Here is a 26,031-nt window from a genome sequence, read left to right as displayed (position 1 = left end):
GCGCCGTGTCCCCGCCGCCAGGACTGGGGCGGGGCGCCTTGGTTGGCGTTTCCGATCTGCCGCGGCCTGACGGGCGCGCGGCGTCGGCGCGCCCTCAGGCTTGTCGCGCCACCGTGCGCACGATGTGGCGATACCAGAAGTGCAATAGCGTGGCCGACAGCGCCAGTCCCACCATCGCCATCAGCCACATGCTGCCCGCACCCTGGGGCGAGCCGGGCACCAGAGCCCCGCGCAATCCGTCCAGGCCGCCACGGCCGGGACCGAAACCGAACCACCAGCCACCAACCAGGCCAACTCCCGCCAGTGCCACGGTTTGCAGCAACAGGGGCACGACCGCCACTTTGTAGGCGCGCAGCAGATAAGAGTTGATGCACTGCATCGAATCGAACAGATGGAACAGCGGCAGCATCGCCAGCAGGGTGGTCGCCACAGCCGCCACTTGCGGGTTGTCGGTGTAGGCCGCCAGGATCAGCGGACGGCCGGCCAGCAGGATCACGGCGGTCAGCAGCGCGCCCATCAGGCCCAGTGCCAGGCCGGCCATGCCGGTGCGATGTGCATGCGCCAGGTTGCCGGCGCCGATCGCCTGGGCGGTCAGCGCCGCAGTGGCCACGCCCAACGCCATCGGCATCATGTAGCAGAGCGCCGCCAGATTCGACATGATCTGGTGACCGCCGGTCACGAAGGTGCCTTCGCGCGCCACCAGCAACGCCATGAAGGTGAAGGCCGAGACTTCGACCAGGTATGAGGCGCCCATCGGGATGCCCAGGCGCAGCAGCTCTTTGAGCGTCCTCCAGTCGGGGCGGCCGACATGCAGGTGGAAACGGCTGTAATAACGGTCGTGGGTGATCACCCACAAGCCCAGCCCCAGGCTCATCCACGAGACCACGGCGGTGGCCAGTCCGGCGCCGGTGGCGCCCATCGCCGGCAGGCCCAGGCTGCCGTAGATGAACAGCCAATTGAAGAAGGCCTTGAAGCCGATGGCGGTCAGGTTGATCGCCATCACCAGCTTGGGCCGCGACACCGAGGTGCCGAGCGCATAGATGGTACGGAACACCAGGGCCGCCGGCAGCGCCAGGGTCAGCGCCCGCAGGTACCCGGCGATGCGCTCGCGCACGCCGGGGTCGACATTGCCGGACATCGACAGCCAGAAGTCCGGAAACAGCATCAGGATGGCGCCCACCAGCGACAGGCCCAGCGCCAGCCACACCCCCTGGCCCCAACTGCGCCCCACCTCAAGATTGTTGCCGGCGCCGAAGTGCTGCGCCAGGATCGGGATCAGGGCGTGGACCACGCCCATCAATCCGACGAAGATAGTGATGTAGATGGAGGCCGACAGTGCCATCGCCGCCAGGTCGGTGGCGCTGGCGTGGCCGGTCATGGCCGTGTCCAGCACACCGAACGAGATGCCGGCCCACTGGCTGATCAGCACCGGCCAGGCCTGGCGGGCGATGCCGCGCAGGGTGGCGCCGAAGCCGGGCGCCGCCGGATGGGCAGGGGTCATCGGGTGGGGCCGACGCGCAACAGGCGGAACACCTCCTGCCGATCGGCGCGGCGCCCGCCCTGCCACAGCACGACGGCGCTGTCGCTGTAGGCGGCGGTATTGTCGCGCAGGCTCTGGTTGGTGGTCTGCTGCAGCACCAGCGTGCACTTCGAGTCGAAGGTGAACGTCAGGTTGTTGAAGATCAGGAACGAGGCGCGCTGGCCGCTGCCCAGGCTCAGGCCGCGCACGCATTCGCCGGGGCGGACGTTCTGTGCCAGGGCCTGCGCCAGTTCGCCCGACACGGTGCGATAGCTGCGGGCGTAGTCGACCGCCGGCTGCCACAGCAGCACCAGCAGGATCCAGGTGACGGTCAGGCCCCCGGCGGACAGCACGGTGCCGCGCCATAGCGCCTGGGGCTTGACCCGCAGGCGCCAGACCACCAGCGCGATCCAGCCGATGGTGAAGGCCACGGCAAGGGCGAAGGCGGTCCAGGAGATGACGGGTTCATAGCCGGTGGTCTGGCGGCCGATATTGCGGGCGATCTGGGCTGGCCAATTGAAATGCAAGGCAATCCAGCCCAGCCATGCGGTCGCGGCAGTGAGCGAAAAACACATCACCGCGAACCAGTCCAGCGTATTGACCACGCCGCGGCGCAGGGTCGGCAGCGAGAAGGCGCCCAGCACCGCGCAGGGCACGGCCATCAGCACGTATTCGGAATCGCTGGCTTCGTCCAGGCCGAACAACGTCAGGGTGGCAAAAACCAGCAGCGTCAGCGGCAGCCAGATATGGGGCGCATAGATCCAGGCGCGCCAACGCCAGATGGCCAGCAGCGCCAGCGGCCAGGTGGGCCACAGATACCAAGGCAGGTCGCGCAGGGTGCGGCCGACGTCATGCCATGAGGGAATGGCGAAGGACGACAGGTTCCAGCTTTTCCAGTTGCGGATCCAGTATTCGCTGCTGTGGCTGGCCGGAATCCACCACGCCAGAATCAGGCCGGCGGCGACCAGAGCCGCCCATGGCAGCCAGCGCTTGCATTTCCAGAGCGGGCCGCGCGGATAGAAGGCGAGCAGGGCGGCGATCATGATCGGCAGGGCGCCTACCCAGCCGCGGGTCAGGAAGCTGGCGGCCAGCGCGATACCCAGTGTGGTCGTGCCGGTAACGGGGCGATCGACGCTGCGCGCCAGCGAATAGAAGGCCAGTGCCTGGCAGGCCATGATCGCCGGCACGACCGTGGTTTCATGGGTGCGCTGCAGGATGCCGACCGTTGCCAGCAGCAGCAGCAGCGCGGCATCGGCCAGCATGCGGCCGTAGTCGCGCGGTTCGGGTTCGCCGCCGAAGGGCAGGGCCAGCGGCTGGGCTTCGGCGCGGCGTCCAAGCAAATAGGTGCCGTACCAGACGCTGGTTGCGGTGATGCCGAACCACAGCAGGTTGGGCAGGCGTCCGGCGGTGATGTCGCCGATGAAAGGGCCGAACAGCCAGATGCAGATTGCGCCGATCCACGTGATCAGCGGCCCTTCCTCGGCATGCGCCAGGTGCCCCACCTGCGGCAGCAGCCAGGTGATCCCGCCCTCGCGGATGGCGGTGATCATGGTTGCCAGGCCGACCGCATCGTCGGTTTTCCACGGGTCGCGCATGAACAGGCCGGCGACGATGTACGCCAGCGCCAGCCCAAGCAGGATCAGCCTGGGCAGTTTTGCGGTGGCCACGGACGTCAGCCGGGCCGGAGTGGAAATGGAAAGTGGGGACACGGGCGTTAATGTAACCGAGAGATCGGGAAGCGCCAGCCCCCGGCGGCTCAACGAGCAGGGTCAGGGGAAAAAAAAGCAGCCCGGAGGCTGCCTTTTTGCTGTGACTCCCGTGGGAGCAACAGGATCAGGAAGCGGACTTGACCGTGCCGGCGGTGCGGGCGAAACGGGCGCGGAACTTTTCCACGCGGCCGGTTTCGACGATGCGCGTCTGGGCGCCCGTGTAGAACGGGTGCGATTCGGAGGTCACGTCGCACTTGAAGAGCGGGTACGTCTTGCCATCGAGTTCGATGGTTTCGCGCGTCTGGACGGTCGAGCGGGTGACGAACTTGCTGCCCGTTTGCAGGTCGGCGAAGACGACTTCGCGGTATTCGGGGTGAATGCCTTCTTTCATGGTGCTTTCCTAGGACTCCCCCAGGGAGTCATGTCAAAAGTTAGGGTCGCCAGCACGAACCGCTTACAGGCGTTCTTGCCACGTATCCGAAAAGTAACTGTGCATTCTAGCACGGGAACCGCCCGGCGGACCAGGCCCCTCCAGGCGGCCAGAGCGGATGGGCCTGTTGGGGGACCGGTCAGAGGTCCGTGCGCAGTTTCCAGATTTCCGGAAACAGCACCACTTCCAGCATGCGCCGCAGGTAATCCACGCCCGAGGTGCCGCCGGTGCCTCGCTTGAAGCCGATCACGCGCTCGACCGTGGTGACGTGGCGGAAACGCCACAGGCGGAAGGCGTCCTCCAGATCCGTGAGCTTCTCGCCCAGCTGATACAGGTCCCAGTAGCGGTCGGGATCGCGATAGACCGTCAGCCAGGCCTGTTCGACGCCTTCGGACGCCTGATAGGGCTGGGTCCAGTCGCGCTCCAGGCGGTCGGCCGGCACGGTCACGCCGTGGCGCGCCAGCAGGCGCAGCGACTCGTCGTACAGCGACGGCGCATCGTAGGCGCGCTGCACCTGCGCCAGCAGATCGGCGCGATGCGCGTGCGGCTTGAGCATGGCGGCGTTCTTGTTGCCCAGCAGGAACTCGATCTGGCGGTACTGATAGCTCTGGAAGCCGCTGGAGCGTGCCAGGTAGGGACGCAGGGCGGAGTATTCGGGAGGCGTCATGGTCGCCAGCACGTCCCAGGCGTGGACCAGTTGCTCCATGATCTTGCTGACCCGGGCCAGCATCTTGAAGGCCGGCTGCGGACGGTCGGCCGCCAGGTTGGCGATGGCGCCGCGCAGTTCGTGCAGCATCAGCTTCATCCAGAGTTCACTGGTCTGGTGCTGGACGATGAACAGCATTTCGTTGTGCTCGGGCGACAGCGGGTGCTGCGCGCCCAGCAGTTCGTCCAGGTGCAGGTAATCGCCGTAGGTCATGTCGCGCGTGAAATCCAGTTGCGCTTTTTCCTGGTGGACGATGTCTTCGGGGCGTTGGTCTTGGCTCATGCCGGGTCTTCCTGGCAGGGCGGCGCGGCGCGGCGGGCGGAGGCGGGCCGGCTGCGCCAGCCAAAAAACGGCTGGCGGGCGAGCGCCATGCGCGGGTCGGACGGTGTGGTCATGGTCGTGCTTCTTCGAATGGGGCGGCGGGCCGGCGCGATTTCCGCGCCGCGTCCCCGCCGGCCCGTGGCCGGGGTTCAGCCCAGTTCGCGCAGGACGGCGCGCACCGGGCTGGCGTCAGCCTGGATCAAAGCCAGCGGCAGTGCGATCAATTCGTAATCGCCCTCCGGCACGTCATCGAGCACCAGGTTCTCCAGTACCCGCATGTCGTGCCGCAGAATCGTCTGATGGCTGTCCAGGGTCTTGCTGGAGGCGGGGTCGATGCTGGGGGTATCCAGCCCGATCAGCATGACGCCGCGCCCGGCCAGCCATTCGATGGTCTGGGGCGCGTAGGCCGAGAAATCGTCCGTCCACCAATCCTGCGCGGCATGCTTGGCGGTGCGCACCAGGATGCGCGGCGGCAGGTTGCCGGCGGCATGGAGCAGGTGCTCGGGGGTGATCAGCGGGCCGCAGTCGATGGCATGGATGACGCGACAGGGGCCCAGGAAGGGTTCGAGCGGCACCGCGCCGATGGCGGGCGCGCCGTTCTGGTAGTGCAGGGGCGCATCGGCGTGCGCGCCCACGTGCGGCGACAGCGAGATTTCGCTGACGTTGACCGGACAGCCAGGCGCGAGCGACCACTTCCATTCCTGGCGATACGGGGTATCGCCGGGAAACACGGGCGAGGCCGTGGAGACGGGAGGGGAGATATCCCACAGGCGTTTCATGGCAGGCGCGGGGTCGCGGGAATGGAGTCGTGAAAACGAAGAATTAGGTTAAGCCTAAAGCAATCTGGCGTCGTAGTCTAACGAAATCCCGCAGCGCGCGCAGCCTTCAGATGCGGCCGAGTTCCGCCATTGAGATGACCGCATCGCCGGCGACGATCAGGTGGTCGACCAGGGCCACGTCCACCAGCGCCAATGCCTGCTTCAAGTGGCGGGTGAATGCCTGGTCGGCGGCGCTCGGCTCGGCCAGCCCGGAAGGGTGGTTGTGGGCCACGATCAGCGCGGCGGCGTGGTGCCGCAGGGCCTCGCGCACGACTTCGCGTGGATAGACCGAGGCCTGCGACAGGGTCCCGCGAGCCAGTTCGCCGCTGGCGATCAGCCGCAACTGGCTGTCCAGGTACAGGGCGATGCAGTGTTCGACCTGCCGATGGGCCAGCGTGACGCGGCAATATTGCTTCACCCGGGACGGATGGTCGAGCGTGCTGTCGCGGGCCAGTTCTTCTTCGGCGGCGCGCCTGGCCATTTCCAGGATCGCCGCCAGGGCGCAGGCCTTGGCGGTACCCAGCCCCGGCACCGTCAGCAGCTCTTCGGGCGTCGCCCCGAGCAGCCCGCGCAGACCGCGAAAACGGTCCAGCAATTGGCAGGACAGGTCGAGCACGTTCAGGCCCGGAACGCCCGTGCGCAGCGCGATGGCAAGCAATTCGGCATTTTGTAACGCTGAAGCGCCCAGGCGCAGCAGGCGCTCCCGGGGACGGTCGGATTCAGGCACCCGCGCAGACAATTTCATAAGAGGCTCTAAAATCAAGGTTTATTTACTGTCTGAATACGGTGGCAGATCTTGAGCATCGCCTCTAATGAAGTGAACGTTTTGGTCCGTCCGGACTCCTACCTGACGCTGCACTACCGCATCACCCTGGCCTCCGGTCCGGGCGAAGGCTCGGTGTTCACCGACACCTTCGACGGCCGTCCGGCAACGTTGCAGATGGGGAGCGGCCAATGGGCGCCGGGCCTGGAAGCCGCCTTGCTGGGCAAGGCCGAGGGCGACCGCTTCAGCGTCACCCTCGAGCCGGCCGACGCCTACGGCGAACGCAATCCCGAGCTGATCCAACGGGTCACGCGCAAGATGCTCGCCGAGCATGCCGGCGCCGATGCCACGTTCGAACCGGGTGACCTGGTCGAATTCGCGGCGCCCAACGGCGGGCGCTATTCGGGCGTCCTGAAGGAAATCAACGAGGAATCGGCACTGTTCGATTTCAACCACCCGCTTGCGGGCGTCCGTTTGCGAGTCGATGTGGCCCTGCTGGGAGTCCTCTGATGAGCCAGGCTGTTCCCGTCACCGCCGCCGATGCCGAAGTCCTGCTGGCGCAGCCGCGCGGCTTCTGTGCCGGCGTCGATCGCGCCATCGACATCGTCGAGCGCGCGCTCGAACTGCACGGCGCGCCGATCTACGTGCGCCACGAGATCGTCCACAACCGCTACGTGGTCGAGGACCTGCGCGCCAAGGGCGCGATCTTCATCGACGAGCTGGACGACGCGCCCACGGGCGCCATCGTGGTGTTTTCGGCCCATGGCGTGTCCAAGGCGGTGCGGGCCGAGGCCGAATCCCGCGGATTGCAGGTATTCGATGCCACCTGCCCGCTGGTGACCAAGGTGCATATCGAGGTGGCCCGCATGCGCGCGGCCGGCCGCGAAATCGTCATGATCGGCCATAAAGGCCATCCGGAAGTCGAGGGGACGCTGGGCCAGGCCCAGGGCGGCATGTATCTGGTCGAGACGGTCGAGGACGTGGCCGGCCTGCAGGTCACCGATCCGGACAACCTGGCCTATGTGACGCAGACGACCCTGTCGGTGGATGACGCCGCCGCGGTCTCCAAGGCGCTCAAAGCGCGCTTTCCCGCCATCGTCGAACCCAAGAAAAGCGATATTTGCTATGCCACGCAGAACCGCCAGGACGCGGTCAAGGTGTTGGCGCCCGAGTGCGACCTGGTGCTGGTGGTGGGCAGCCCCAACAGCTCGAACTCCAATCGCTTGCGCGAAGTGGCCGACCGCAAAGGCGTGGCCTCCTACCTGGTTGACGGCGCGCACTCCATCGATCCGGCCTGGCTGGTTGGCCGCAAGCGCATCGGCGTCACCGCCGGCGCCTCGGCGCCCGAGGTCCTGGTGCAGCAGGTGATCGCGCGGGTCAAGGAACTGGGCGCGGTGTCGGTGCGCACCATGCCGGGCCTGGAAGAGAACGTGGCGTTCCCCTTGCCCAAGGGCCTGTCGCGCAAGGTGGCGCAGACCGAATCGCTGGAATAGGCGCGGCGGACGTCGCGCGGAACGAGAATCGAGGAGACTCCATGCAGTTGTACAGCTATTTCCGCAGTTCGGCCGCGTATCGCGTGCGCATCGCGCTGAACCTGAAGGGCCTGCCGTATGAATACCTGGCCGTGCATCTGTTGAAGGAAGGCGGCCAGCAGTTGTCGGCCGACTACCGCAAGGTCAATCCGACGGCGCTGGTCCCCACGCTGGTGGATGGCGATACCGTCATCGGCCAGTCGCTGGCGATCATCGAGTACCTGGAGGAAACGCATCCGCAGGCGCCGCTGCTGCCGGCCGACGCGGCCGGCCGTGCGCGGGTGCGCGATCTGGCATTGGGTATCGCCTGCGATACCCACCCCTTGAACAACCTGCGCGTGCTGAAGTACCTGAAGCACACGCTCGGTGTGGATGAGGCTGCCAAGACGGCCTGGTATCAGCATTGGGTGCGCCAGGGGCTGGAAGCCCTGGAAGCGCAGTTGGCCGGCTCGGCCGCCACCGGCAAGTTCTGCCATGGCGACACGCCCACCATGGCCGATCTGTGCCTGGTGCCGCAAGTGGCCAACGCGCGTCGCTTCGACTGCGACCTGGGCGCCATGCCCACCGTGGTGCGCATCGATACGGCCTGCCGCGAATTGCCGGCCTTTGACGCGGCCGCGCCGGGCAAGCAGCCCGACGCCGAATGAAACACGCGCCGGCCAGGGGTAGCCCTGGCCGGCGCCGCATCCTGGGTGGGGTCGACTCAGCCCAGTTGCACCGGTACGAAGATCTTGTCTTCGCCGCGCTGCACCAGCAGGGCGACCGTCTTGCCGGCCTTGGACAACGCATCCTTGACCTGACCGATGTTGTGCACCGGCACGCCATTGAGCGACAGCAGCACGTCGCCGGCCTGGATGCCGGCCTTGGCGGCGGGGCCGGCCGACTGCTCGATCAACAGACCTTGCGTGCCGGAAGCCTCCTGTTCCTGGGGTGACAGCGGACGCAAGGCCAGGCCGAGCTGGCCTTTCTGCACCGCGCGGCTATCGCCGACGGTCAGGCTGTTGTCCTTCGGCATGCCGCCCAGCGTGGCCACCACTTCCTTGGGCGCGCCATTGCGCCACACGTCAAGCGTGATCTTCTCGCCAGGCGAGGCCAGCGTGATCAATGACGCCAGATCGCCCGACGACACGATCGTCCTGCCGTCGATCTTGCGCACCACGTCGCCGGGCTTCAGGCCGGCCTTTTCCGCCGCGCTACCCTTTTCGACGCTGGACACCAGGGCGCCCGAAGGCGTATCCAGCTTGAACGAATTGGCGAGGTCCTGGTTGACTTCCTGCACCGTCACGCCCAGGCGCGCATGTTGCACCTTGCCATGCTCCAGGATCTGGTCCTTGATCTTGTAGGCGACGTCGATCGGGATCGAGAACGACAGGCCCTGGAAGCCGCCGGTACGGCTGTAGATCTGCGAATTGATGCCGACCACTTCTCCGCGGTCATTGAACAGCGGGCCGCCGGAGTTGCCGGGATTCACCGCCACATCGGTCTGGATGAAGGGCACCGAGGTGTCATCCGGCAGCGACCGGCCCTTGGCGCTGACGATGCCTGCGGTGGCGGTGTTTTCCAGGCCGTAGGGCGAGCCGATGGCCAGCACCCATTCGCCCACCTGCAACTGGTTCACGTTGCCGATTTTCACGACTGGCAGGTTCTTGGCGTCGATCTTGATCACGGCTACGTCGGTCTGCGGATCTGCGCCCAGCACTTTGGCGCGGAATTCGCGGCGGTCGGTAAGTTTGACGGTCACTTCCTTGGCGTCCTTCACCACGTGGGCGTTGGTCAGGATGATGCCGTCACTGCTGATGATGAAGCCGGAACCTTCGCCGCGCACCGGCACCTCGCGCGACGGCATGCCGCCGCGCGCGCCCGGAATCTGGCCGAAGAACTGGGCGAACGGGTCGTCCTCGTCGTCGGACACCTTGCGCGTGCCACTGATACTGATGTTGACCACGGCGGGGCCGTAGTCGCGGGTGATTTGCGCGAAATTGGGCGCGCCAGTCACGGGGGCGGGCGCGGCGGCGATCGCCGTGGGGGCGCTGGCCGCCATCGAAATGCCGCCGAATGCGGCGGTGGCGCCCGCGCCGCCAATCGCGCCGGCGGCCAGCAGCGCCAGCACCAGGCGCGAGGGTTTCATCTGCGAGGTCTTCATGTCGGCTCCTGCGTTCATGTGTGGGACATGGCGCTATCTTCGGGCCTGACACTTAGGTGAATCTTAAGTTGGCGCTTGCTCGCGGGCAAAGGCAACCCTGACCCGCAGGCCCTGGCCCCCAGGGGCGTCATCGAGCGTGATGCTGGCGGCGTGGCGTTCGGCAATGGCGCGCGCGATCGCCAGCCCCAGGCCGCTGCCATGCTGGTGATTGCCCTCGATCCGGTAGAAACGGTCGAATACGCGGGTGCGTTCCGCGACCGGAATGCCCGGGCCGTTATCGTCGATCAGCAGCAGCGCCTGATCGCCCGGGGTGTCGATATGAATGTCGATGTGGCCGCCGGCAGGCGTGTATTTGATGGCGTTGTCGAGCAGATTGCGCGCCAGCAGCACCAGGTCGTCGCGGCGGCCGCGCACCCAGGCGCACGGCTCGCCATGCAACGCCACGCCAATATCCCTGGCGTTGGCGCCGGGCAGGGTGTCCGACAGCGCCAGGCGCAGGACTTCGACCAAATCCACGGGCTCGGCCGGCGGCTGTTCAGCGCCTTTTTCATGGCGGGCCATCGACAGCAGTTGTTCCACCAGCCGGGTGGCGCGTTCGATGCCGGCGGCCAGGCGCTGTTCGGCGAGCTGGCGGCTGCCATCGTCGCCGGCGCGCTGCAGTGCCCGCAGTTGCAGGGTCAATGCCGCCAGCGGCGACCGGAGTTCGTGCGCCGCATCGCCGACGAACTGCTTCTGCACGGCGAATGCGTCGCGCATGCGCGCCAGCAGCAGGTTCAACTCCTGCATCAGCGGCCGGATTTCGTCGGGCAGGTCGGGCACGTCAATGGGCGAGAGGTCCTCGGGCTGGCGATCCGCCACCTGGGCGCGGGCGCGCTTGACCGGACGCAGCGACCAGCTCACCACGCACCAGACGATCAGCATCAGCAGCGGAGCGGCGGCCGCGATCGGGGCGACGGTACGCCACGCCAGCGCCCCGGCCATGCGCTTGCGCACGGCCATGTCCTGGGCCACCTGGATCACCTGGAACGGGGTGGCCAGGGAGTACACGCGATAGGTGCTGCCCTCGACCTCGGTATCGGCGAATCCCAGCACGATCTGGTCGGGCAGGGGGCGGCGGGACCGCGAATTGAAGACACGCACGCCGTCCGGCGTCCAGATCTGGATGATCAGGTCGTCGGCCATTGGCGTGGCCGAGCCCTGGGCGTGCGAGGGGCCCATGCGCAACAGGCCATCGCCGGTGCCCAGCGACAGCGCGGTGCGCTGCAGCAGCGAGTCGAAGATGTCATCGGCCTGCTGCAGGGTGCTGCGATAGGCGATGGCGCCCTGCACCAGCGCGCCCACCGCGATCGCGGCGAGCAGGAAGAACAGCAGCCGGGCCCGCAGCGAATAGCTAAGCGGGATGCTCATGCTTTGGGAATGACATAGCCGACGCCTCTGACGTTCTGGATCAGGTTCTGCCCCAGTTTTTTGCGCAGGCCATGAATATAAACCTCAACCGCGTTGCTGCTGACGCTGTCCTTCCAGCTGTACAGCTTTTCCTCGAGTTGGGCGCGCGAGAAGATCATGCCGGGGCGGGCGATCAGCGGTTCCAGCACCGCCCATTCGCGCGCGGTCAGGGGGACCGGCGTGCCATCCACCGAGGCGGCGTGCGACTGGGGATCTATGGTGATGCCGTCGTGCTCGAAGATCGGTTCGGCGCGGCCCGCGCTGCGGCGGATCAGCGCGCGCATGCGGGCCAGCAGCTCGTCGACGTCGTAGGGCTTGACGATGTAGTCGTCGGCGCCGGCATCCAGGCCGGCGATGCGGTCGCTGACGGCATCGCGCGCGGTGGCGATCAGCACCGGGGTGCGGTCCTTGCGTGCGCGCAATTCGCGCAGCAGCGCCAGGCCGTCGCGCCGGGGCAGTCCAAGGTCCAGCAGTACGAGATCATAGGGATCGGTGCGCAAGGCCAGTTCGGCCGCGTGGCCGTCCCTGACCCAGTCGACGGCATAGTGCTCGGCGCGCAGGCAGTCCAGCACGCTTTCTCCGATCATGGTGTCGTCTTCGACGAGAAGGATGCGCATGATAGTTGTCGCCGTGAGGTTTCCAGATGATTGGATGCCTGGCGCGGGGCGGGAGTTCCCGGGGCGGGATGGGCGGGCTGGCGTAGGCGCGAGCCGGACCCGGAAATGAAAAAAGCAGCCCAGTGGGCTGCTTTTTGAATTCTGGTGCCGGCAATAGGAGTCGAACCTACGACCTTCGCATTACGAATGCGCTGCTCTACCAACTGAGCTATGCCGGCAAGACCATTTGCTTCATTTCCGGCAAGCCGGCACTGCAAGCAAAACATCTCTGTTTTCGCAGTTCTTGCCCGGTTTTATGGGGCCTGATCTGGAAAGACCGAAATCATATCAGAGTTTTTTCTGCTTGGGAAACTTGGCGCTGCAGCGGGGCGAAAAAGCGCCGGATTTGCACAGTTCGAATTTTTCCTTCATAATCTCGTTTCTTAGCAGTTCCCCGATAGCTCAGTCGGTAGAGCGACGGACTGTTAATCCGCAGGTCGCTGGTTCGAGCCCAGCTCGGGGAGCCAAAGATTTCAGGGCCACTCACGCAAGTGAGTGGCCCTTTTGGTTTTTGCTGTGCGGCGGCGGAGGGCTGCGCTGCGAGGTTTTCTGCGCCATATTCCAATCTGGATTTGTTATGTAATAACATTTCTATTTTTGGGTGAGGCAATCATGCGGATGGAACAAGGGGGTGTCGGCGGGAGCCCGGGTGCGGCAATGGATTCGGATGGGCGGCGGCGGGCGGACGGCCGCCTGCCGGTGACGGTGTTGTCCGGCTTTCTGGGCGCGGGCAAGACCACCTTGCTCAATCACGTGCTGAACAACCGCGAGGGACGCCGGGTGGCGGTCATCGTCAACGATATGTCGGAGGTGAACATCGACGCCAGGCTGGTGCGCGAAGGCGGCGCGGCGTTGTCGCGCGCCGATGAGAAGCTGGTGGAAATGAGCAACGGCTGCATCTGTTGTACCTTGCGCGAAGACCTGCTGATAGAGATCCGGCGGCTGGCGGCGCAGGGGCGCTTCGATTACTTGCTGATCGAGTCCACCGGCATCTCGGAGCCCTTGCCGGTGGCTGAGACCTTCACTTTCCGCGATGAGGATGGCGCCAGCCTGTCCGACGTGGCGCGGCTGGACACCATGGTGACAGTGGTGGACGCCTTCAATTTCCTGCGTGACTACGCCAGCCAGGACAGCTTGGCCGCGCGTGGCGAGACCCTGGGCGACGAAGACCGGCGCACCGTGGTAGACCTGTTGATCGAGCAGGTGGAGTTCTGCGATGTCATGGTGCTGAACAAGACCGATCTGGTCCCGCCGGATGAGCTGGCGCGGCTGGAGGCCATTCTGCGCAAGCTCAATCCGCGTGCCGATATCGTGCGTGGCGAATTCGGCAGGGTGCCGCTGGCGCGGGTGCTGGATACCGGGCGCTTCGATTTCGACGCGGCGGCCCAGGCGCCCGGCTGGTTGCGCGAACTGCGTGGTCAGCACACGCCGGAAACGCAGGAATACGGCATCGGCAGTTTCGTGTTCCGTGCCCGACGGCCCTTCCATCCCCAGCGTCTGTGGGACTGGATACACCAGGAATGGCCTGGCGTGGTGCGTTCCAAGGGGTATTTCTGGCTGGTGACGCGCCCGGCGTACGCGGCGTCCTGGTCGCAGGCTGGTCCGGTTACGCGCCATGGCGTGGCGGGCTATTGGTGGGCGGCGCTGCCTCATGAGCGCTGGCCGGAAGATGCCGAATCGCGCGCCCGCATTGTTGCCGACTGGGACCCCGTCTATGGCGACCGCTGCCAGGAATTGGTGTTGATCGGCATCGGCATGGATGAGGCGCTGTTGCGGGCGCATCTGCAGGCTTGCCTGATGACGCAGGAGGAAATGACCCGTCCGGCGGCCGAATTGGCTACGATTCCGGATCCGTTCCCCGCGTGGGGAGCGTTGCAATAGCGAGGGCGGGGCGAAAGCCTGCGAGGAAGATGGGGGCGGAAGGCGACAAGCGCATCGGCGTGACGGTGATTTCGGGGTTCCTGGGCAGCGGCAAGACAACGCTCCTGAATCGCCTCCTGCGTGAGCCGGCCTATGGCGACGCGGTGGTCATCGTCAATGAATACGGGGATGTCGGCGTGGATCACCATCTGGTGCGCCTGGCGCGGGACGACATCGTGTTGGTGGAGGGCGGCTGTCTGTGCTGTGTCGTCAACGGCGCGGTCGCCGACACTTTGCGCGAGCTATTCATGCTGGCCCTGAACCGGCGCATCAAGCCGTTCCGGCGGGTGCTGATCGAGACCAGCGGCCTGGCGGATCCGGCGCCAGTGCTTTTCACGCTCAAGCATGATCGTTTCCTGTCCGAGCGCTATGTCTACCACGGTGCCATCGTGGTGGTGGGCGCGCGCCATGGTCCGCGTCAGATCGATACGCAACCCGAGGCGCTGCGGCAGCTGGCGCTGGCCGACACGGTTGTGTTCAGCCAGTCCGATCTGGTGGATGCGGCGCAATTGCGTCATGTCGAGCAGCTTGTGGCCGCCGTCAATCCCGGCGCACGGCGCTGCGTCCAGCGTACCGATGCGCCGGTAGTGGGGGCGTTGCTCGAAGGGGCGGGCGCCCGGGCGCCGCGCGATGGGACGGACTTGGCCGGCTGGCTGCAGGCCTTTGCCAGGCCGATGGCGGGGCGTCACGCGCAGGTGGCGAGTTTTACGCTGGCATTGACCGCGCCGATCGGACGTGCCGCCTTTCTGGCCGGGGTGTCACGGGTGCAGGAACGGTTCGGCCCGGCATTGTTGCGCATGAAGGGGCTGGTGTGTTTCGAGGGCGAAGCCCTGCCTTGCGAAGTGCATGGCGTGCATGGCGAGCTTTATCCGATCCGGCCGTTGCCGCAATGGCCAGGCGACGACCGGGTGTCGCGCCTGGTGTATATCGTCAGGGGGGTGGAAGCGGAGGTGGTGCGGGCGGAGGCGGTCGCCGCGCTGGGACAGTTCCCGGTCTGAGGCGTGCATTGCTGCTGGTCCTGAAAGTGACATCGCGGTCATCCTTCCGGACGCGGAAGCTGCGGGAAATACGGTATAACCGCAAAGTCTGATGCAAGAATCGAGACAATCATGGACCGATTGAAAGCGATGCAGGTATTCGTGGAAGTCGCCGACAGGGGGAGTTTGTCGGCGGCGGCGGTCCATTTGGATATGTCGCGTGCCATGGTGTCGCGCTACCTGGCGGAAATGGAGCAATGGGTCGGGGTGCGCTTGCTGCATCGCACCACGCGCCGTCTCAGCCTGACCCCGGCTGGCGCCGAAACGCTGCCACGTTGCCGCCAGATGCTCGACATGGTGGGTGATCTGCGCAACGCTGTCTCCACGCCCGAGGATACGCCGCGCGGCCTGTTGCGCATGACCACCAGCATGTCATTCGGCTCGCGTCATCTGGCGCGAGTGGTCACCGATTACGTCAAGCTGCATCCGGGGACGTCGGTTGACCTGATGCTGGTCGAGCGCGCCGTCAATCTGGTCGAGGAACGGGTCGATCTGGCGGTGCGCATTACCAATGACCTGGATCCCAATCTGATCGCCCGCAAGCTGGCGGTGTGCCGGTCGGTCGTCTGCGCCTCGCCTGAATACCTGGGGCGCGAGGGCGAGCCGGCGCGGGTCGAGGATCTGTCCTTGCGCAATTGCCTGACGCATTCCTATTTCGGCAAGAGCTTGTGGCGTTTCGAGCGCGATGGCATGCCGGTGGATGTGCCGGTCAGCGGCAATATCAGCGCCAACGAAGTGTCGGTGCTCTTGCAGGCCGCTCTGGAAGGGGCGGGCATCGCCCTGCTGCCAACCTACTACGCCGCCGACTATGTGTCGCAGGGACGCCTGAAGGCGATTCTGCCGCAGGCCCGGCCCCAGGAGTTGGGCATTTATGGGGTCTATGCGTCGCGCCGGCAGATGCCCTTGATTCTGCGCTCGATGCTGGATTTCCTGGTGGAACGCCTGGGTTCTGCGCCCTGGGACCAGGTTTAAAAAAGCGCCCGGAGGCGATGCGGTTTGCGTGGCCCGGCTTGAGGGCGAGGGGTATAACGGTATAATCCGGCTATTGCTTTGGTGGGATGGGCGCGATGCATCAGGACTTTGCCTGGGGCCGCCAGCATGTAGTCATAGACATCCAAAGAACCATGGTTCCGGTGTATCGGGGTTCCAGCGATTGAGCCGGGATCTGGCGAAGCCGGGCGCCAGGAGCACCAGGGGAGGCAGGCCGGGACGTTCGGGTGCCGAGTGTGCGGACGCCGGCTTGTCCGGGCCGCAGGCGCAGAGCGCGGACGCTTGGTAATCCAGGCCCATGACTTGATATCGATTGCCGCAATATCGATTGCCGTGGAAAAAGCGCCGAGTCGCTGCGCGTTCCGCTGGCTTGTTGGCATGCTTGTTGGCATGTTTGCCAGCTTTTCCAGACTTTTGCTTAAACGAATTTGTCGCGGACAGATTTTGTCGCTGGCGGATTTGTCCTTGCCCTGGCTGCGGTGTACTTGCGGTCGGCTCCGTATGGTGTCGGTTTTACCGCATGGGGCTGCGGCGCTCGCAGACGGCTTGCGGGGTGGTTGGCAGGGCAGTTGGCGGATTGGCAATAAATACAGGATTCTCGTGAGAAATACGCAAACCAGCGTTGTCTGCTGTAGCTGTTCTGCCCAAGTCGTGGCGCGGACGGCTGCGTGGACCGCCGTCCCGCCTGTTTCCCCGTCATCTGCGCTTCTGTCTCGTCCTTCCGGCCATTCTTTTGTTGCGCTCGTTCATGCCGTTCGCGCGGGATGGGCCGGGCAACGCGCTTTGCGCGGTAGCGCCCTGGGTGAGCCGAGTCGTGCGTCGAGCCGGTCGATGGAAACGCGCCGGCCGCAAATGAAAAAGGCCCGGCGCATTCGCCAGGCCTTGATCAATTTGGTTGCGGGGGCAGGATTTGAACCTACGACCTTCGGGTTATGAGCCCGACGAGCTGCCAGACTGCTCCACCCCGCGTCTGAGAAAAGAATATTAGCCTTATTTTCAACCTAACGCAAGTTAGCCTTTTTTGAATCTGAATGTCGATGAACGATAGCGAGGCAATACTCGTGCTGGAGACCGCGCTGCTTTGCGCGGTGCAGCCGATGCAACTGTCCGAAATGCGCAAGCTGTTCGGGGACGATGAGCAATTCGACAATAGTGCCCTGCGCGCGTTGCTCGAAACACTGCAGAGCAACTGGGCCGACGGCGGTCTGGAGTTGGTGCAGTTGGCGACCGGCTGGCGTTTCCAGAGCCGTCCGCACATGCAGCGCTACCTTGAGCGGCTCAATCCCGAAAAGCCGCCCAAGTATTCGCGCGCGGTCATGGAAACCCTGGCCATCGTGGCCTGGCGCCAGCCGGTGACGCGCGGTGATATCGAGGACATCCGCGGCGTGACCGTGTCGTCGAATATCGTCAAGGCGCTCGAGGACCGAGGCTGGATCGAAGTGATTGGTCATCGCGACGCCCCCGGGCGGCCGGCGCTGTTCGGCACCACGCGGCAATTCCTGGATGACCTGGGGCTGCGCGCGCTGGATGAATTGCCTGCGCTGGAGTCCGCCCATGCCGCCGCCGCGCTGGCCGGCCTGGATCTGGGTGAGGTGCAGCAATTGGCGGAAGCCGCGGATGGCGCGGCGGTGGATGGTGTCGCGACGGAAGGCGTTGCCGCGCAAGGCGCCGTGGCGGCCGATGATGCTGGGGAGGCGGTCGGGCAGGGCGGCGAGGCGCATGCCGATGAGGAGGGCGTGCCGGTTGCGTTGTCCGATAGTGAGGCGCAATCCAATATTTCGATGGTGGAATTGTCTGTTTCGGACGACGATATCCCCAAGGCGGCGGACGATAGCGTAGAATTCAGCCTTTCGCGCACCGAAGAAGACGCGATTCCCGCAGACGATTCCACCGTCGGGGAGCGGGCTGAAAGCTTGTCCGATGCGCCATCCGTGGGCATCGAGAACGCCGGACGCTTCGATGAAGCCGAGGTGCCGGCCCTGGATGTCGCCCAAGAGGCGCATGGCAGGTCGCCCGACCATTCCGCAGAAACTGGCAGTACTGACGCAGCCGCCGGGTCCGGCGCCGCGGACGAGGCTGTCGAGCACACGGAAAGCGCGAAACCGACCGAACCGATAGACGAGGCCGAAGCCCTGGCGCCTGGCGCTGGGCTGTTCGAGCCTGATACGGACTCCGCCGTGGCGGAGCCCGCCGTGCCGGATTCCGGTCAGCCCGAGGCTGATCGCGAACCCGAGTCCCCCGATGACGATGCGCCTGCTTCCGGCAGGCCTTCCCAAGTTTGAAATTCGGAGCTGTCCCAGTGACAACGAATACCGCAATGCAGGACGAGACCCCCCGTCCGGATGATGCCGTTTCCAACGGGCCGGCGGAGGCATCCGCCGGCCGCGAACCGGCCGTCGAGGGCGAGGCCCGTGGCCGAGGCCGCAAGCTGCGCACGCCGTTCCGACGCCGTCGCGGCGATGCCGCCGCCGCCGAGCAGGCGCCCGCTGGCGAAACCGCCGCGTCCGCTCAGGCCGACAGCGCGGACAACCGTGGCGGCGAGCAGGAGGCCGAACAGGCGCTGGCTTACCTGGATACGGCCGATCGCATGGAACAGCGGCTGGGCAAGTACCTCAATAGCGAGGCGGTCATGCCCAAGCTGCACAAGGTGCTGGCCGACGCAGGAATCGGTTCGCGCCGCGAAATGGAAGAGCTGATCGTGGCCGGCCGGGTGTCGGTCAATGGCGAGCCGGCGCATATCGGTCAGCGCGTGGCGCCGAACGATCAGGTGCGCGTCAATGGCAAGCCCATCATGCGCACCAATACCAAGAAGCCGCCGCGCGTGATTCTGTATCACAAGCCGGCGGGCGAGATCGTCAGTCATGATGATCCGGGTGGCCGCGCCAGCGTGTTCGCGCGCTTGCCCAAGCTGCGCACCGGCAAGTGGCTGTCGGTCGGCCGGCTCGACCTGAATACTGAAGGCCTGCTGATTTTCACCACCTCGGGTGACATGGCCAATCGCATCATGCATCCGCGCTATGGCACTGAACGCGAATACGCGGTGCGCGTGCTGGGTGAGATGGACGAGGCGCAGCGCCAGTCGCTGGTTGACGGCATCGAACTCGAAGATGGCCTGGCGGCGTTCGGCGCGCTCGATTACCTGGGGGGCGATGGCAGCAATCGCTGGTACCGCGTGACGCTGCAGGAAGGCCGCAATCGCGAAGTGCGTCGCATGTTCGAGGCGGTCGGCGTGACCGTCAGCCGGCTGATCCGCACCCGTTTCGGTGATGTGGTGCTGCCGCGCACGCTGCGCCGTGGCCGGTGGGAAGAACTCGATGCATCACTGGTGACCGCGCTGATGGTTCAGCTCGGCCTGCTGCGTGATGATGACGAGGCCGGCGGCAACCGCCGCCGCTCCAAGCAGCCGCAGTCGCATGACAGCGCCCTGCCGCCCGGCTTCGGTACCCTGGAACGCAATGGCATGAATGGCGCCCGCGTCGGTCGCCGCGGCAAGATCCAGGGTGGCCGTGCCGGCAGCGCCGGCCAGGCGATGGCGTGTCCGTCCGACCCCTTCGGCACCGGTTTGATGATCGCCGGCGGCTATGCCAATGGCCATCCGCTGGCTGGCGAGGCCAACGGCAATCGCAAGGGCGGCAAGGCCGCCGGCGGCCGTGGCGCGGGTGGGGGTAACAAGGCGGGCGCGCGTACGGGTGGCAAGCCGGGCGGTGGCAAGGGGCGCGGCGTGCGCGCCGCGGCCGCCAACAATGGCCCGGCCGTCGCCACGACCGAAGCGCCGGCGGGCGGTGGCCGCAAGCCGGCTGGCGCCAAGTCCGGCAAGCCCGCAGGCGGGCGCGGTGGCAATGCGGCACGGGCGGGCAAGCCCGCTGGTGCCGGCCGCGGCGGTAACAAGGCCGAGGGCGCGCGTACCGGCGGCGGCAACAAGGGGCCGGGTGCCGGTGGCAAGCCGCGCGCCGCGCGCAGTGGTTCCGGTTCCGGTCCGCGTGGCGACGATTGGCAACCGCGTGGGGCGTCGGCGCATGAATCACGCCTCGGCGTGATGGGCGGCCGGGGCGGCCGGGGGCGCTGAACCGTCCCCCGGGACGGCATCGGCGCGGCGCTGCCGCCTGGATGTGTCCCAAATAAACGTAAGCCCGTGACGAATCAGGCGTTTTTCCGGTTTATCTGGTAAAATCAATGGTTTTCATGGCTTCGCGTTGATTGCGCGTTCATGGTTTGGATGCCCGGGTCTTGCTGCCTGCGCCGCATTTTTCATGAACGCAGCATGCGCCGCGGGCCACTTTGGCCGGGGTGCGAGGGATCGCATCGTGGTTTTGGTGGCCGGCGTGGCGCGAAGTTGGCAAGTGCGCCGCAAGGGCGGCGCAAGCCGAATTTAGGTCGCAAAAATTAGGTCGCAATATAGGGCGCTGCCCAGCATTGCTCCTTACGTGTAGTAGGGTGGCGGCTGGGCACTGTGCAATACGGTGGGCTGGGCGTGCAGCCCATTTTTTTTGAGTATATGGCTGATTTATTCGCATTGACCGAAGAGGCGCTGGCTGGCATGGACGTCGAACTCGTCGACGTCGAACGTGCTGCGCTGGGCCTTTTGCGCGTCACGATCGATCGGGTCGGCGGTGTGCGCATCGAAGACTGCGAGCAGGTCTCCCGCCAATTGTCGCGGGTGTACGAGGTCGAGAACATCGACTACAAGCGGCTGGAAGTCGGTTCGCCGGGCGTGGATCGCCCGCTGCGCAACGAGGCCGAGTTCCGCCGCTTCGCTGGCGAACGCATCGAGATCAAGCTGCGCGAGGCATTGGACGGGCGCAAGGTTTTCTCCGGCACGTTGACCGTGCCCGAGGAGGCGCCCGCGGGCGATGCCGCCGCAGCGATGCACAAGACCGTGTTCGGTCTCGAATTTGAGGCAAAAAAGAACGACGTCCAGGTGTTGAATTTCACGGTCGAGGATATCGAGCGTGCAAAACTGGATCCCGTTCTGGATTTCAAGGGCAAAAAGCGATGAGTCGCGAAATTCTTCTGTTGGTCGATGCCTTGGCGCGTGAAAAGAACGTCACGCGTGATGTCGTGTTCGGGGCGCTGGAAAGCGCGCTGGCCTCGGCCATGAAAAAGCGCTTCAAGGATGATGCGGACATTCGTGTTGCCATCGATCGTGAAACCGGTGACCACGAAGGTTTCCGGCGCTGGCTGGTGGTGCCCGATGAAGCGGGCCTGCAAGAGCCCGACAAGCAGGAAATGCTGTCGGACGCGATCGAGATCGTGCCCAACATCCAGGTTGGCGAGTACATCGAGGAGCCGCTCGAGCCCATCGAGTTCGGTCGCATCGGCGCCCAGGCCGCCAAGCAGGCGATCCTGCAGAAGATCCGCGACGCCGAGCGCGAGCAGGTGCTGAACGACTTCCTCGATCGCGGCGAAACCATCGTGTCCGGCACCATCAAGCGCATGGACAAGGGCGATGCCATCATCGAGACCGGCAAGATCGAAGCGCGCCTGCCGCGTTCCGAAATGATTCCGAAGGAAAACCTGCGGGTGGCCGACCGGGTCCGTGCCTACGTGTTGCGTGTTGACCACGCCGCCCGTGGCCAGCAGGTCATCCTGTCGCGCACCTCGCCGGAGTTCATCCGCCAGCTGTTCGAGAATGAAGTGCCCGAGATCGAGCAGGGTCTGCTCGAGATCAAGGCGGCGGCGCGTGATGCCGGCGTGCGTGCGAAGATCGCCGTGGTGGCATACGATAAGCGTATCGACCCCATCGGTACTTGCGTCGGCATGCGCGGGTCGCGCGTGACCGCCGTGCGCAACGAACTGGGCGGCGAACAGGTCGACATCGTCCTGTGGTCGGAAGACCCCGCGCAATTCGTCATCGGTGCGCTGGCCCCGGCCAACGTCGAGTCCATCGTGGTGGACGAAGACAAGCATGCGATGGACGTCGTGGTGGACGAGGAAAACCTGCCCAAGGCGATCGGCGCCAAGGGCCAGAACGTGCGCCTGGCATCCGAGCTGACCGGCTGGCAGATCAACATCATGACGCCGGAAGAAAGCCTGAACCGCCAGGAAGTCGAGCGTTCGGGTCTGCGCGCCACGTTCATGAACAAGCTGGACGTCGATGAGGAAGTCGCCGACATCCTGATTGACGAAGGTTTCACCGGTATCGAGGAAATCGCCTACGTGCCCATGCAGGAACTGCTGGAAATCGAGGCGTTTGACGAAGACACCATCAATGAGTTGCGCGCCCGTGCCCGCAATGCGCTGCTGACCGAGGCCATCGCCCAGGAGGAGCGCCTTGAAACGGCTCAGGACCTGCTCGAGCTCGAAGGCATGACGCCGGAGTTGGCCGCCAAGCTGGCCGAGCGTCAAGTGCATACGCGTGATGATCTGGCCGAACTGGCGACGGACGAGCTGGCGGAAATCGCCGGCCTGACCGAGCAGGAAGCCAGCGACCTCATCATGCGTGCCCGCGCCCATTGGTTCGATGAAGAATAACCAAAAGGACACGGGTCTGTGGCCGATGGCTAAGCTGTCCGCCGCATGTTCACGTTGTTTGTAATAGCTGCATATAGGGAAGAGAGAGCCTAATGTCGAGTAACACCGTCGCCCAGTTCGCTACCGAGCTGAAAATGCCTGCCAATGTGCTGCTGGAACAGCTGCGCTCGGCTGGCGTTGACCTCAAATCGGTGGACGATTCCGTCACCGACAGCGACAAGGCGAAATTGCTCGAATCGCTGCGCCGCGCCCACGGCGCCACCGAAGGCAAGAAGATCACCCTGACGCGCCGCCAGACCTCCGAGATCCGCCAGGCTGACGCCACCGGCCGCTCGCGCACCATCCAGGTCGAGGTCCGTAAGAAACGCGTGTTCGTCAAGCGTGATCCCTCCGAAATCGCCCTGGAGCAGGCCGCCAGCGCCCGCGCTGAGGAAGAAACGACTGCCGAGGAAGCACAGCAGGTGTCCGCACCGGCCGTGCCCGAGGCGGTCAAGCCGGCCGAACCGCGCGAAGCCACGCCTGTCCAGGCGGCGGCTCCCGCCCCGGTGTCTGAGCCCGCTGCCGTAGAAGCGCCCGCGCCGGTGGAAGCGGCCGCGCCTGTAGAACCCGTCGCGGCCGAAGTGCCCGCCCCCGTCGCGGCTCCCGCCGCCGAGGTCCAGGCCCAGCCTGAACCGGAACCGACGCCGGCGCCCGCTCCTGCCGAGCCCGTGGCCGAAGAGGCCAAGCCCGAAGTCAAGACTGAATCCACCGAGCCCAAGGCTGAAGAAGCCACGCCGGAACCCGTTGTGCTAGCCAATAAGTCCGAACCATCGTCATCGCAGGCCGCCGCGCCTGTCGCCGCCCAGGTCCCGCCTGCCGCGAAATCCGAATCCGTCAAATCCGCCGCGAAGCCCGCGGAGGCTGCCGCGCCCGCCCCCAGGGTGGGCAACCGTGCCGACAACCGCCGCGCCGGGCCGCCGCTCGCCGCTTCCGCCACGGGTGCTGGCCGCGACGAAGCCCGCCGCGCCGCCGAAGCCGAGGCCGCCGCGTTGCGCGAGATGCTGAACCGTCCGCGCAAGGTCTTGCGCGCCCCCGAACCCGAAGCGCCGGCGGCCGCCCCGATTTCGGGCACGTTGCACAAGCCGGCCGGCAAGGCCGCCGCGGCCCCTGGCGCCAAGAAGGACGCCAAGCCGGCCGCCCCGGGCTCCAAGAAGACCATCAAGACGGCCGAAGTGGCCTCGACCTGGTCGGACGACGCCTCCCGCAAGAAGCCCGCCGACAAGCCGGCGGCGCCTGCCAGCCGTGATGGCTGGCGTGCCGGCGGCAAGGGCGGTGGCAAGGGGGGCGGCCGCGGTGGCCGCAACCAGCATAACGATCGCCGCAACGAGCCGGCGCCGCAGGAATTCATCGCGCGTGAAGTGCACGTGCCGGAAACCATCAGCGTGGCCGACCTGGCCCACAAGATGTCCGTCAAGGCCGCCGAAGTCATCAAGCAATTGATGAAGCTGGGCCAGATGGTCACCATCAACCAGGTGCTGGACCAGGAAACCGCCATGATCGTGGTCGAGGAACTGGGCCACGTGGCGATCGCCGCCAAGCTGGACGATCCGGAAGCCTTCCTGGACGAAACCGCCAACGTGTCGGAAGCCGAACAGCTGCCGCGCGCCCCGGTCGTGACCGTGATGGGCCACGTCGACCACGGCAAGACCTCGCTGCTGGATTACATCCGCCGCGCCAAGGTCGCCGCGGGCGAAGCCGGCGGCATTACGCAGCACATTGGCGCCTACCACGTTGAAACCGAGCGTGGCATGGTGACCTTCCTGGACACCCCGGGCCACGAGGCGTTCACCGCCATGCGTGCCCGTGGCGCCAAGGCCACCGACATCGTCATCCTGGTGTGCGCGGCCGACGACGGCGTGATGCCGCAGACGCGTGAAGCCATCCACCATGCCAAGGCCGCGGGCGTGCCGATGGTGGTGGCCATGACCAAGATCGACAAGCCCAGCGCCAACGCCGAGCGTGTCAAGCAGGAACTGGTCGCCGAGGAAGTGGTGCCGGAAGAATACGGTGGCGACGTGCCGTTCGTGCCGGTGTCGGCCAAGACCGGCGAGGGCATCGACGCCCTGCTCGAGAACGTGCTGCTGCAAGCCGAGCTGCTGGAACTGAAGGCGCCGGTCGACGCGCCCGCCAAGGGCCTGGTGATCGAAGCCCGTCTGGACAAGGGCCGCGGCCCGGTCGCGACCATCCTGGTCCAGAGCGGCACGCTGAATCGTGGCGACGTGGTGCTGGCTGGCGCCAGCTTCGGCCGCGTCCGCGCCATGCTCGACGAGAACGGCAAGCCGATCCAGGCCGCCGGCCCGTCGATCCCGGTGGAAATCCAGGGCCTGACCGAAGTGCCGGCTGCCGGCGACGAACTGATGGTGCTGTCCGACGAGCGCAAGGCGCGCGAAATCGCGCTGTTCCGCCAGGGCAAGTTCCGCGACGTCAAGCTGGCGCGCCAGCAGGCCGCCAAGCTGGAATCGATGTTCGACAACCTGGGCGAAGGCACCCAGACCCTGGCGCTGATCGTCAAGACCGACGTCCAGGGTTCGCAGGAAGCGCTGGTGCAGTCGCTGACCAAGCTGTCGACCGACGAAGTGCGCGTGCAAGTGGTGCACGCGGCCGTGGGCGGCATCTCGGAAAGCGACATCAACCTGGCGATCGCCTCGAACGCCGTGGTGATCGGCTTCAATGTCCGCGCCGAAGCCAGCGCCAAGAAGCTGGCCGAGACCAACGGCATCGACGTGCGCTACTACAACATCATCTACGACGCCGTGGATGAAGTGAAGGCGGCCATGTCGGGCATGCTGGCGCCCGAGAAGAAGGAAGAGATCATCGGCCTGGTCGAGATCCGCGAGGTCTACAGCATCTCCCGCATCGGCAACATCGCCGGTTGCATGGTGCTCGACGGCCTGGTGCGTCGCGATTCGCAGGTCCGCCTGCTGCGCAACAACGTGGTTCAATGGACCGGCCAGCTCGATTCGCTGCGCCGCTTCAAGGATGACGTCAAGGAAGTCAAGTCGGGCTTCGATTGCGGTCTTACGCTGCGCGGCAACAACGACATCCAGGTGGGCGACCAGCTGGAAGTCTTTGAAATCAAGGAAATCGCGCGTACGCTGTAAAGCGTCGCGAGGCATTGCTTCTAATGAGCCGTCACAAGTCCAAAGCCATCCCCGGCCGCAATCTGCGGCTGGCCGACCAGATCCAGAAGGATCTGGCCGGGATCATCCAGCGCGAGATCGACACGACCCGCGCTGGCTTGATCACGCTCTCCGGTGTGGAACTGTCGACCGACTACGCGCATGCCAAGGTGTATTTCACGGTTCTGGGCGCCGAGCCCGAGGCCGCGACCGCCTTGCTGAACGAGAAGGCCGGCTGGCTGCACTCGCAGTTGTACAAGCTGCTGCACATTCATACTGTCCCCACTTTGCGTTTCTTCCACGACGAGCAGATTGCCCGTGGTATCGAAATGTCGATCCTCATCGACCGCGCAAACCGGCCCGGCCCGCACTCGGGCGTGCCCGACGAACCTGAAGACCAGTCCTGATCGGG

21 protein-coding genes and 3 tRNA genes are annotated in these 26,031 nt (G+C 65.7%); 13 read left to right on the top strand and 11 right to left on the bottom strand.

Features of this window, described 5'->3' with window-relative positions; genetic code table 11:
- Positions 1 to 94: 94 nt before the first annotated feature.
- The 6 genes from K2W61_RS00810 to radC form a co-directional block, all read right to left on the bottom strand.
- Positions 95 to 1,501 carry an MATE family efflux transporter gene (locus K2W61_RS00810; RefSeq protein WP_175140817.1) on the bottom strand — a complete coding sequence of 469 codons (1,407 nt, stop codon included), beginning with the start codon at positions 1,499 to 1,501 and terminating at the stop codon, positions 95 to 97.
- Positions 1,498 to 3,228: an ArnT family glycosyltransferase gene (locus K2W61_RS00805; RefSeq protein WP_175132450.1), complete on the bottom strand. Its 1,731-nt coding sequence runs from the start codon at positions 3,226 to 3,228 to the stop codon at positions 1,498 to 1,500. Before K2W61_RS00805 ends, K2W61_RS00810 begins: the two co-directional genes overlap by 4 nt.
- A 124-nt stretch (positions 3,229 to 3,352) precedes the next feature.
- Positions 3,353 to 3,619: a type B 50S ribosomal protein L31 gene (locus K2W61_RS00800; protein ID WP_175132451.1), complete on the bottom strand. Its 267-nt coding sequence runs from the start codon at positions 3,617 to 3,619 to the stop codon at positions 3,353 to 3,355.
- A gap of 178 nt (positions 3,620 to 3,797) precedes the next feature.
- A complete protein-coding gene (kynA, locus tag K2W61_RS00795; RefSeq protein WP_175132452.1) occupies positions 3,798 to 4,646 on the bottom strand; it encodes a tryptophan 2,3-dioxygenase in 849 nt (282 codons plus the stop codon).
- Positions 4,647 to 4,834: 188 nt separating this feature from the next.
- Complete coding sequence (gene kynB, locus K2W61_RS00790; RefSeq protein WP_175132453.1) at positions 4,835 to 5,464, bottom strand: arylformamidase; 630 nt, start codon at positions 5,462 to 5,464, stop codon at positions 4,835 to 4,837.
- A gap of 106 nt (positions 5,465 to 5,570) precedes the next feature.
- The gene (gene radC / locus K2W61_RS00785; RefSeq protein ID WP_175140819.1) at positions 5,571 to 6,248 is read right to left on the bottom strand and encodes a RadC family protein; all 678 of its coding nucleotides are present in this window, start codon (positions 6,246 to 6,248) and stop codon (positions 5,571 to 5,573) included.
- Between the two features lie 51 nt (positions 6,249 to 6,299).
- On the opposite strand from radC, the gene K2W61_RS00780 reads away from it, so the two are divergent.
- From K2W61_RS00780 to maiA, 3 genes are read left to right on the top strand one after another with little or no spacing between them, the layout of a single operon-like run.
- Positions 6,300 to 6,776, top strand: coding sequence for an FKBP-type peptidyl-prolyl cis-trans isomerase (locus K2W61_RS00780; RefSeq protein WP_175132455.1), 477 nt, complete (start codon positions 6,300 to 6,302; stop codon positions 6,774 to 6,776).
- A complete protein-coding gene (gene ispH / locus K2W61_RS00775) occupies positions 6,776 to 7,759 on the top strand; it encodes a 4-hydroxy-3-methylbut-2-enyl diphosphate reductase (RefSeq protein WP_175132456.1) in 984 nt (327 codons plus the stop codon). Before K2W61_RS00780 ends, ispH begins: the two co-directional genes overlap by 1 nt.
- 41 nt (positions 7,760 to 7,800) lie before the next feature.
- Positions 7,801 to 8,445: a maleylacetoacetate isomerase gene (gene maiA / locus K2W61_RS00770; protein WP_236754939.1), complete on the top strand. Its 645-nt coding sequence runs from the start codon at positions 7,801 to 7,803 to the stop codon at positions 8,443 to 8,445.
- Positions 8,446 to 8,501: 56 nt separating this feature from the next.
- On the opposite strand, the gene K2W61_RS00765 is transcribed toward maiA, so the two are convergent.
- From K2W61_RS00765 to K2W61_RS00750, 4 genes are all read right to left on the bottom strand, one after another.
- A complete protein-coding gene (locus K2W61_RS00765; RefSeq protein WP_175132458.1) occupies positions 8,502 to 9,941 on the bottom strand; it encodes a DegQ family serine endoprotease in 1,440 nt (479 codons plus the stop codon).
- A 63-nt stretch (positions 9,942 to 10,004) separates the two neighbouring features.
- Complete coding sequence (locus tag K2W61_RS00760) at positions 10,005 to 11,348, bottom strand: ATP-binding protein (protein WP_236754938.1); 1,344 nt, start codon at positions 11,346 to 11,348, stop codon at positions 10,005 to 10,007.
- Positions 11,345 to 12,004, bottom strand: a complete 660-nt coding sequence (locus tag K2W61_RS00755; RefSeq protein ID WP_175132460.1) for a response regulator — start codon at positions 12,002 to 12,004, stop codon at positions 11,345 to 11,347. Before K2W61_RS00755 ends, K2W61_RS00760 begins: the two co-directional genes overlap by 4 nt.
- Positions 12,005 to 12,146: 142 nt before the next feature.
- A tRNA-Thr gene (locus K2W61_RS00750) sits at positions 12,147 to 12,222 on the bottom strand.
- 212 nt (positions 12,223 to 12,434) lie between these two features.
- Between K2W61_RS00750 and K2W61_RS00745 the strand changes: the two genes are divergently transcribed.
- The 4 genes from K2W61_RS00745 (at position 12,435) to K2W61_RS00730 (ending at position 15,972) form a co-directional block, all read left to right on the top strand.
- A tRNA-Asn gene (locus K2W61_RS00745) sits at positions 12,435 to 12,510 on the top strand.
- A gap of 190 nt (positions 12,511 to 12,700) precedes the next feature.
- Positions 12,701 to 13,924 carry a zinc metallochaperone GTPase ZigA gene (gene zigA, locus K2W61_RS00740; RefSeq protein ID WP_236754937.1) on the top strand — a complete coding sequence of 408 codons (1,224 nt, stop codon included), beginning with the start codon at positions 12,701 to 12,703 and terminating at the stop codon, positions 13,922 to 13,924.
- A gap of 29 nt (positions 13,925 to 13,953) precedes the next feature.
- On the top strand, positions 13,954 to 14,961 hold the full coding sequence (locus K2W61_RS00735; RefSeq protein WP_236754936.1) for a CobW family GTP-binding protein: 1,008 nt from the start codon (positions 13,954 to 13,956) through the stop codon (positions 14,959 to 14,961).
- A gap of 111 nt (positions 14,962 to 15,072) precedes the next feature.
- Entirely contained in the window at positions 15,073 to 15,972 is a 900-nt protein-coding gene (locus K2W61_RS00730; protein WP_175140825.1) for a LysR family transcriptional regulator, read from the top strand.
- A 910-nt stretch (positions 15,973 to 16,882) separates the two neighbouring features.
- On the opposite strand, the gene K2W61_RS00725 is transcribed toward K2W61_RS00730, so the two are convergent.
- Positions 16,883 to 16,959 (bottom strand) — tRNA-Met (locus K2W61_RS00725).
- Positions 16,960 to 17,021: 62 nt separating this feature from the next.
- Between K2W61_RS00725 and scpB the strand changes: the two genes are divergently transcribed.
- The 6 genes from scpB (at position 17,022) to rbfA (ending at position 26,026) form a co-directional block, all read left to right on the top strand.
- Positions 17,022 to 18,272, top strand: coding sequence for an SMC-Scp complex subunit ScpB (gene scpB, locus K2W61_RS00720; RefSeq protein ID WP_175132464.1), 1,251 nt, complete (start codon positions 17,022 to 17,024; stop codon positions 18,270 to 18,272).
- Between the two features lie 35 nt (positions 18,273 to 18,307).
- Complete coding sequence (gene rluB / locus K2W61_RS00715) at positions 18,308 to 20,056, top strand: 23S rRNA pseudouridine(2605) synthase RluB (RefSeq protein WP_175132465.1); 1,749 nt, start codon at positions 18,308 to 18,310, stop codon at positions 20,054 to 20,056.
- Between the two features lie 429 nt (positions 20,057 to 20,485).
- Positions 20,486 to 20,986 carry a ribosome maturation factor RimP gene (gene rimP, locus K2W61_RS00710; RefSeq protein WP_175132466.1) on the top strand — a complete coding sequence of 167 codons (501 nt, stop codon included), beginning with the start codon at positions 20,486 to 20,488 and terminating at the stop codon, positions 20,984 to 20,986.
- Positions 20,983 to 22,461, top strand: coding sequence for a transcription termination factor NusA (gene nusA / locus K2W61_RS00705; RefSeq protein ID WP_175132467.1), 1,479 nt, complete (start codon positions 20,983 to 20,985; stop codon positions 22,459 to 22,461). The genes rimP and nusA overlap by 4 nt, the downstream gene beginning before the upstream one ends.
- A gap of 92 nt (positions 22,462 to 22,553) precedes the next feature.
- Entirely contained in the window at positions 22,554 to 25,601 is a 3,048-nt protein-coding gene (infB, locus tag K2W61_RS00700; RefSeq protein WP_175132468.1) for a translation initiation factor IF-2, read from the top strand.
- A gap of 23 nt (positions 25,602 to 25,624) precedes the next feature.
- Positions 25,625 to 26,026: a 30S ribosome-binding factor RbfA gene (rbfA, locus tag K2W61_RS00695; protein ID WP_006388333.1), complete on the top strand. Its 402-nt coding sequence runs from the start codon at positions 25,625 to 25,627 to the stop codon at positions 26,024 to 26,026.
- Positions 26,027 to 26,031 lie beyond the last annotated feature (5 nt).

Origin of the sequence: Achromobacter pulmonis (assembly GCF_021733725.1) — a bacterium.
GTDB lineage: Bacteria > Pseudomonadota > Gammaproteobacteria > Burkholderiales > Burkholderiaceae_B > Achromobacter > Achromobacter pulmonis.
Note: the sequence above shows the minus strand (reverse complement) of the source record. Positions and strands in the feature narration are given on the sequence as shown.

Coding starts and splice junctions, on each gene's coding strand:
- K2W61_RS00810 (WP_175140817.1), bottom strand. CDS start 1,501: ATGACCCCTGCCCATCCGGCGGCGCCCGGCTTCGGCGCCACCCTGCGC.
- K2W61_RS00800 (WP_175132451.1), bottom strand. CDS start 3,619: ATGAAAGAAGGCATTCACCCCGAATACCGCGAAGTCGTCTTCGCCGAC.
- kynA (WP_175132452.1), bottom strand. CDS start 4,646: ATGAGCCAAGACCAACGCCCCGAAGACATCGTCCACCAGGAAAAAGCG.
- kynB (WP_175132453.1), bottom strand. CDS start 5,464: ATGAAACGCCTGTGGGATATCTCCCCTCCCGTCTCCACGGCCTCGCCC.
- radC (WP_175140819.1), bottom strand. CDS start 6,248: ATGAAATTGTCTGCGCGGGTGCCTGAATCCGACCGTCCCCGGGAGCGC.
- ispH (WP_175132456.1), top strand. CDS start 6,776: ATGAGCCAGGCTGTTCCCGTCACCGCCGCCGATGCCGAAGTCCTGCTG.
- maiA (WP_236754939.1), top strand. CDS start 7,801: ATGCAGTTGTACAGCTATTTCCGCAGTTCGGCCGCGTATCGCGTGCGC.
- K2W61_RS00765 (WP_175132458.1), bottom strand. CDS start 9,941: ATGAAGACCTCGCAGATGAAACCCTCGCGCCTGGTGCTGGCGCTGCTG.
- K2W61_RS00760 (WP_236754938.1), bottom strand. CDS start 11,348: ATGAGCATCCCGCTTAGCTATTCGCTGCGGGCCCGGCTGCTGTTCTTC.
- K2W61_RS00755 (WP_175132460.1), bottom strand. CDS start 12,004: ATGCGCATCCTTCTCGTCGAAGACGACACCATGATCGGAGAAAGCGTG.
- zigA (WP_236754937.1), top strand. CDS start 12,701: ATGGATTCGGATGGGCGGCGGCGGGCGGACGGCCGCCTGCCGGTGACG.
- K2W61_RS00735 (WP_236754936.1), top strand. CDS start 13,954: ATGGGGGCGGAAGGCGACAAGCGCATCGGCGTGACGGTGATTTCGGGG.
- K2W61_RS00730 (WP_175140825.1), top strand. CDS start 15,073: ATGGACCGATTGAAAGCGATGCAGGTATTCGTGGAAGTCGCCGACAGG.
- scpB (WP_175132464.1), top strand. CDS start 17,022: ATGTCGATGAACGATAGCGAGGCAATACTCGTGCTGGAGACCGCGCTG.
- rluB (WP_175132465.1), top strand. CDS start 18,308: ATGCAGGACGAGACCCCCCGTCCGGATGATGCCGTTTCCAACGGGCCG.
- rimP (WP_175132466.1), top strand. CDS start 20,486: ATGGCTGATTTATTCGCATTGACCGAAGAGGCGCTGGCTGGCATGGAC.
- nusA (WP_175132467.1), top strand. CDS start 20,983: ATGAGTCGCGAAATTCTTCTGTTGGTCGATGCCTTGGCGCGTGAAAAG.
- infB (WP_175132468.1), top strand. CDS start 22,554: ATGTCGAGTAACACCGTCGCCCAGTTCGCTACCGAGCTGAAAATGCCT.
- rbfA (WP_006388333.1), top strand. CDS start 25,625: ATGAGCCGTCACAAGTCCAAAGCCATCCCCGGCCGCAATCTGCGGCTG.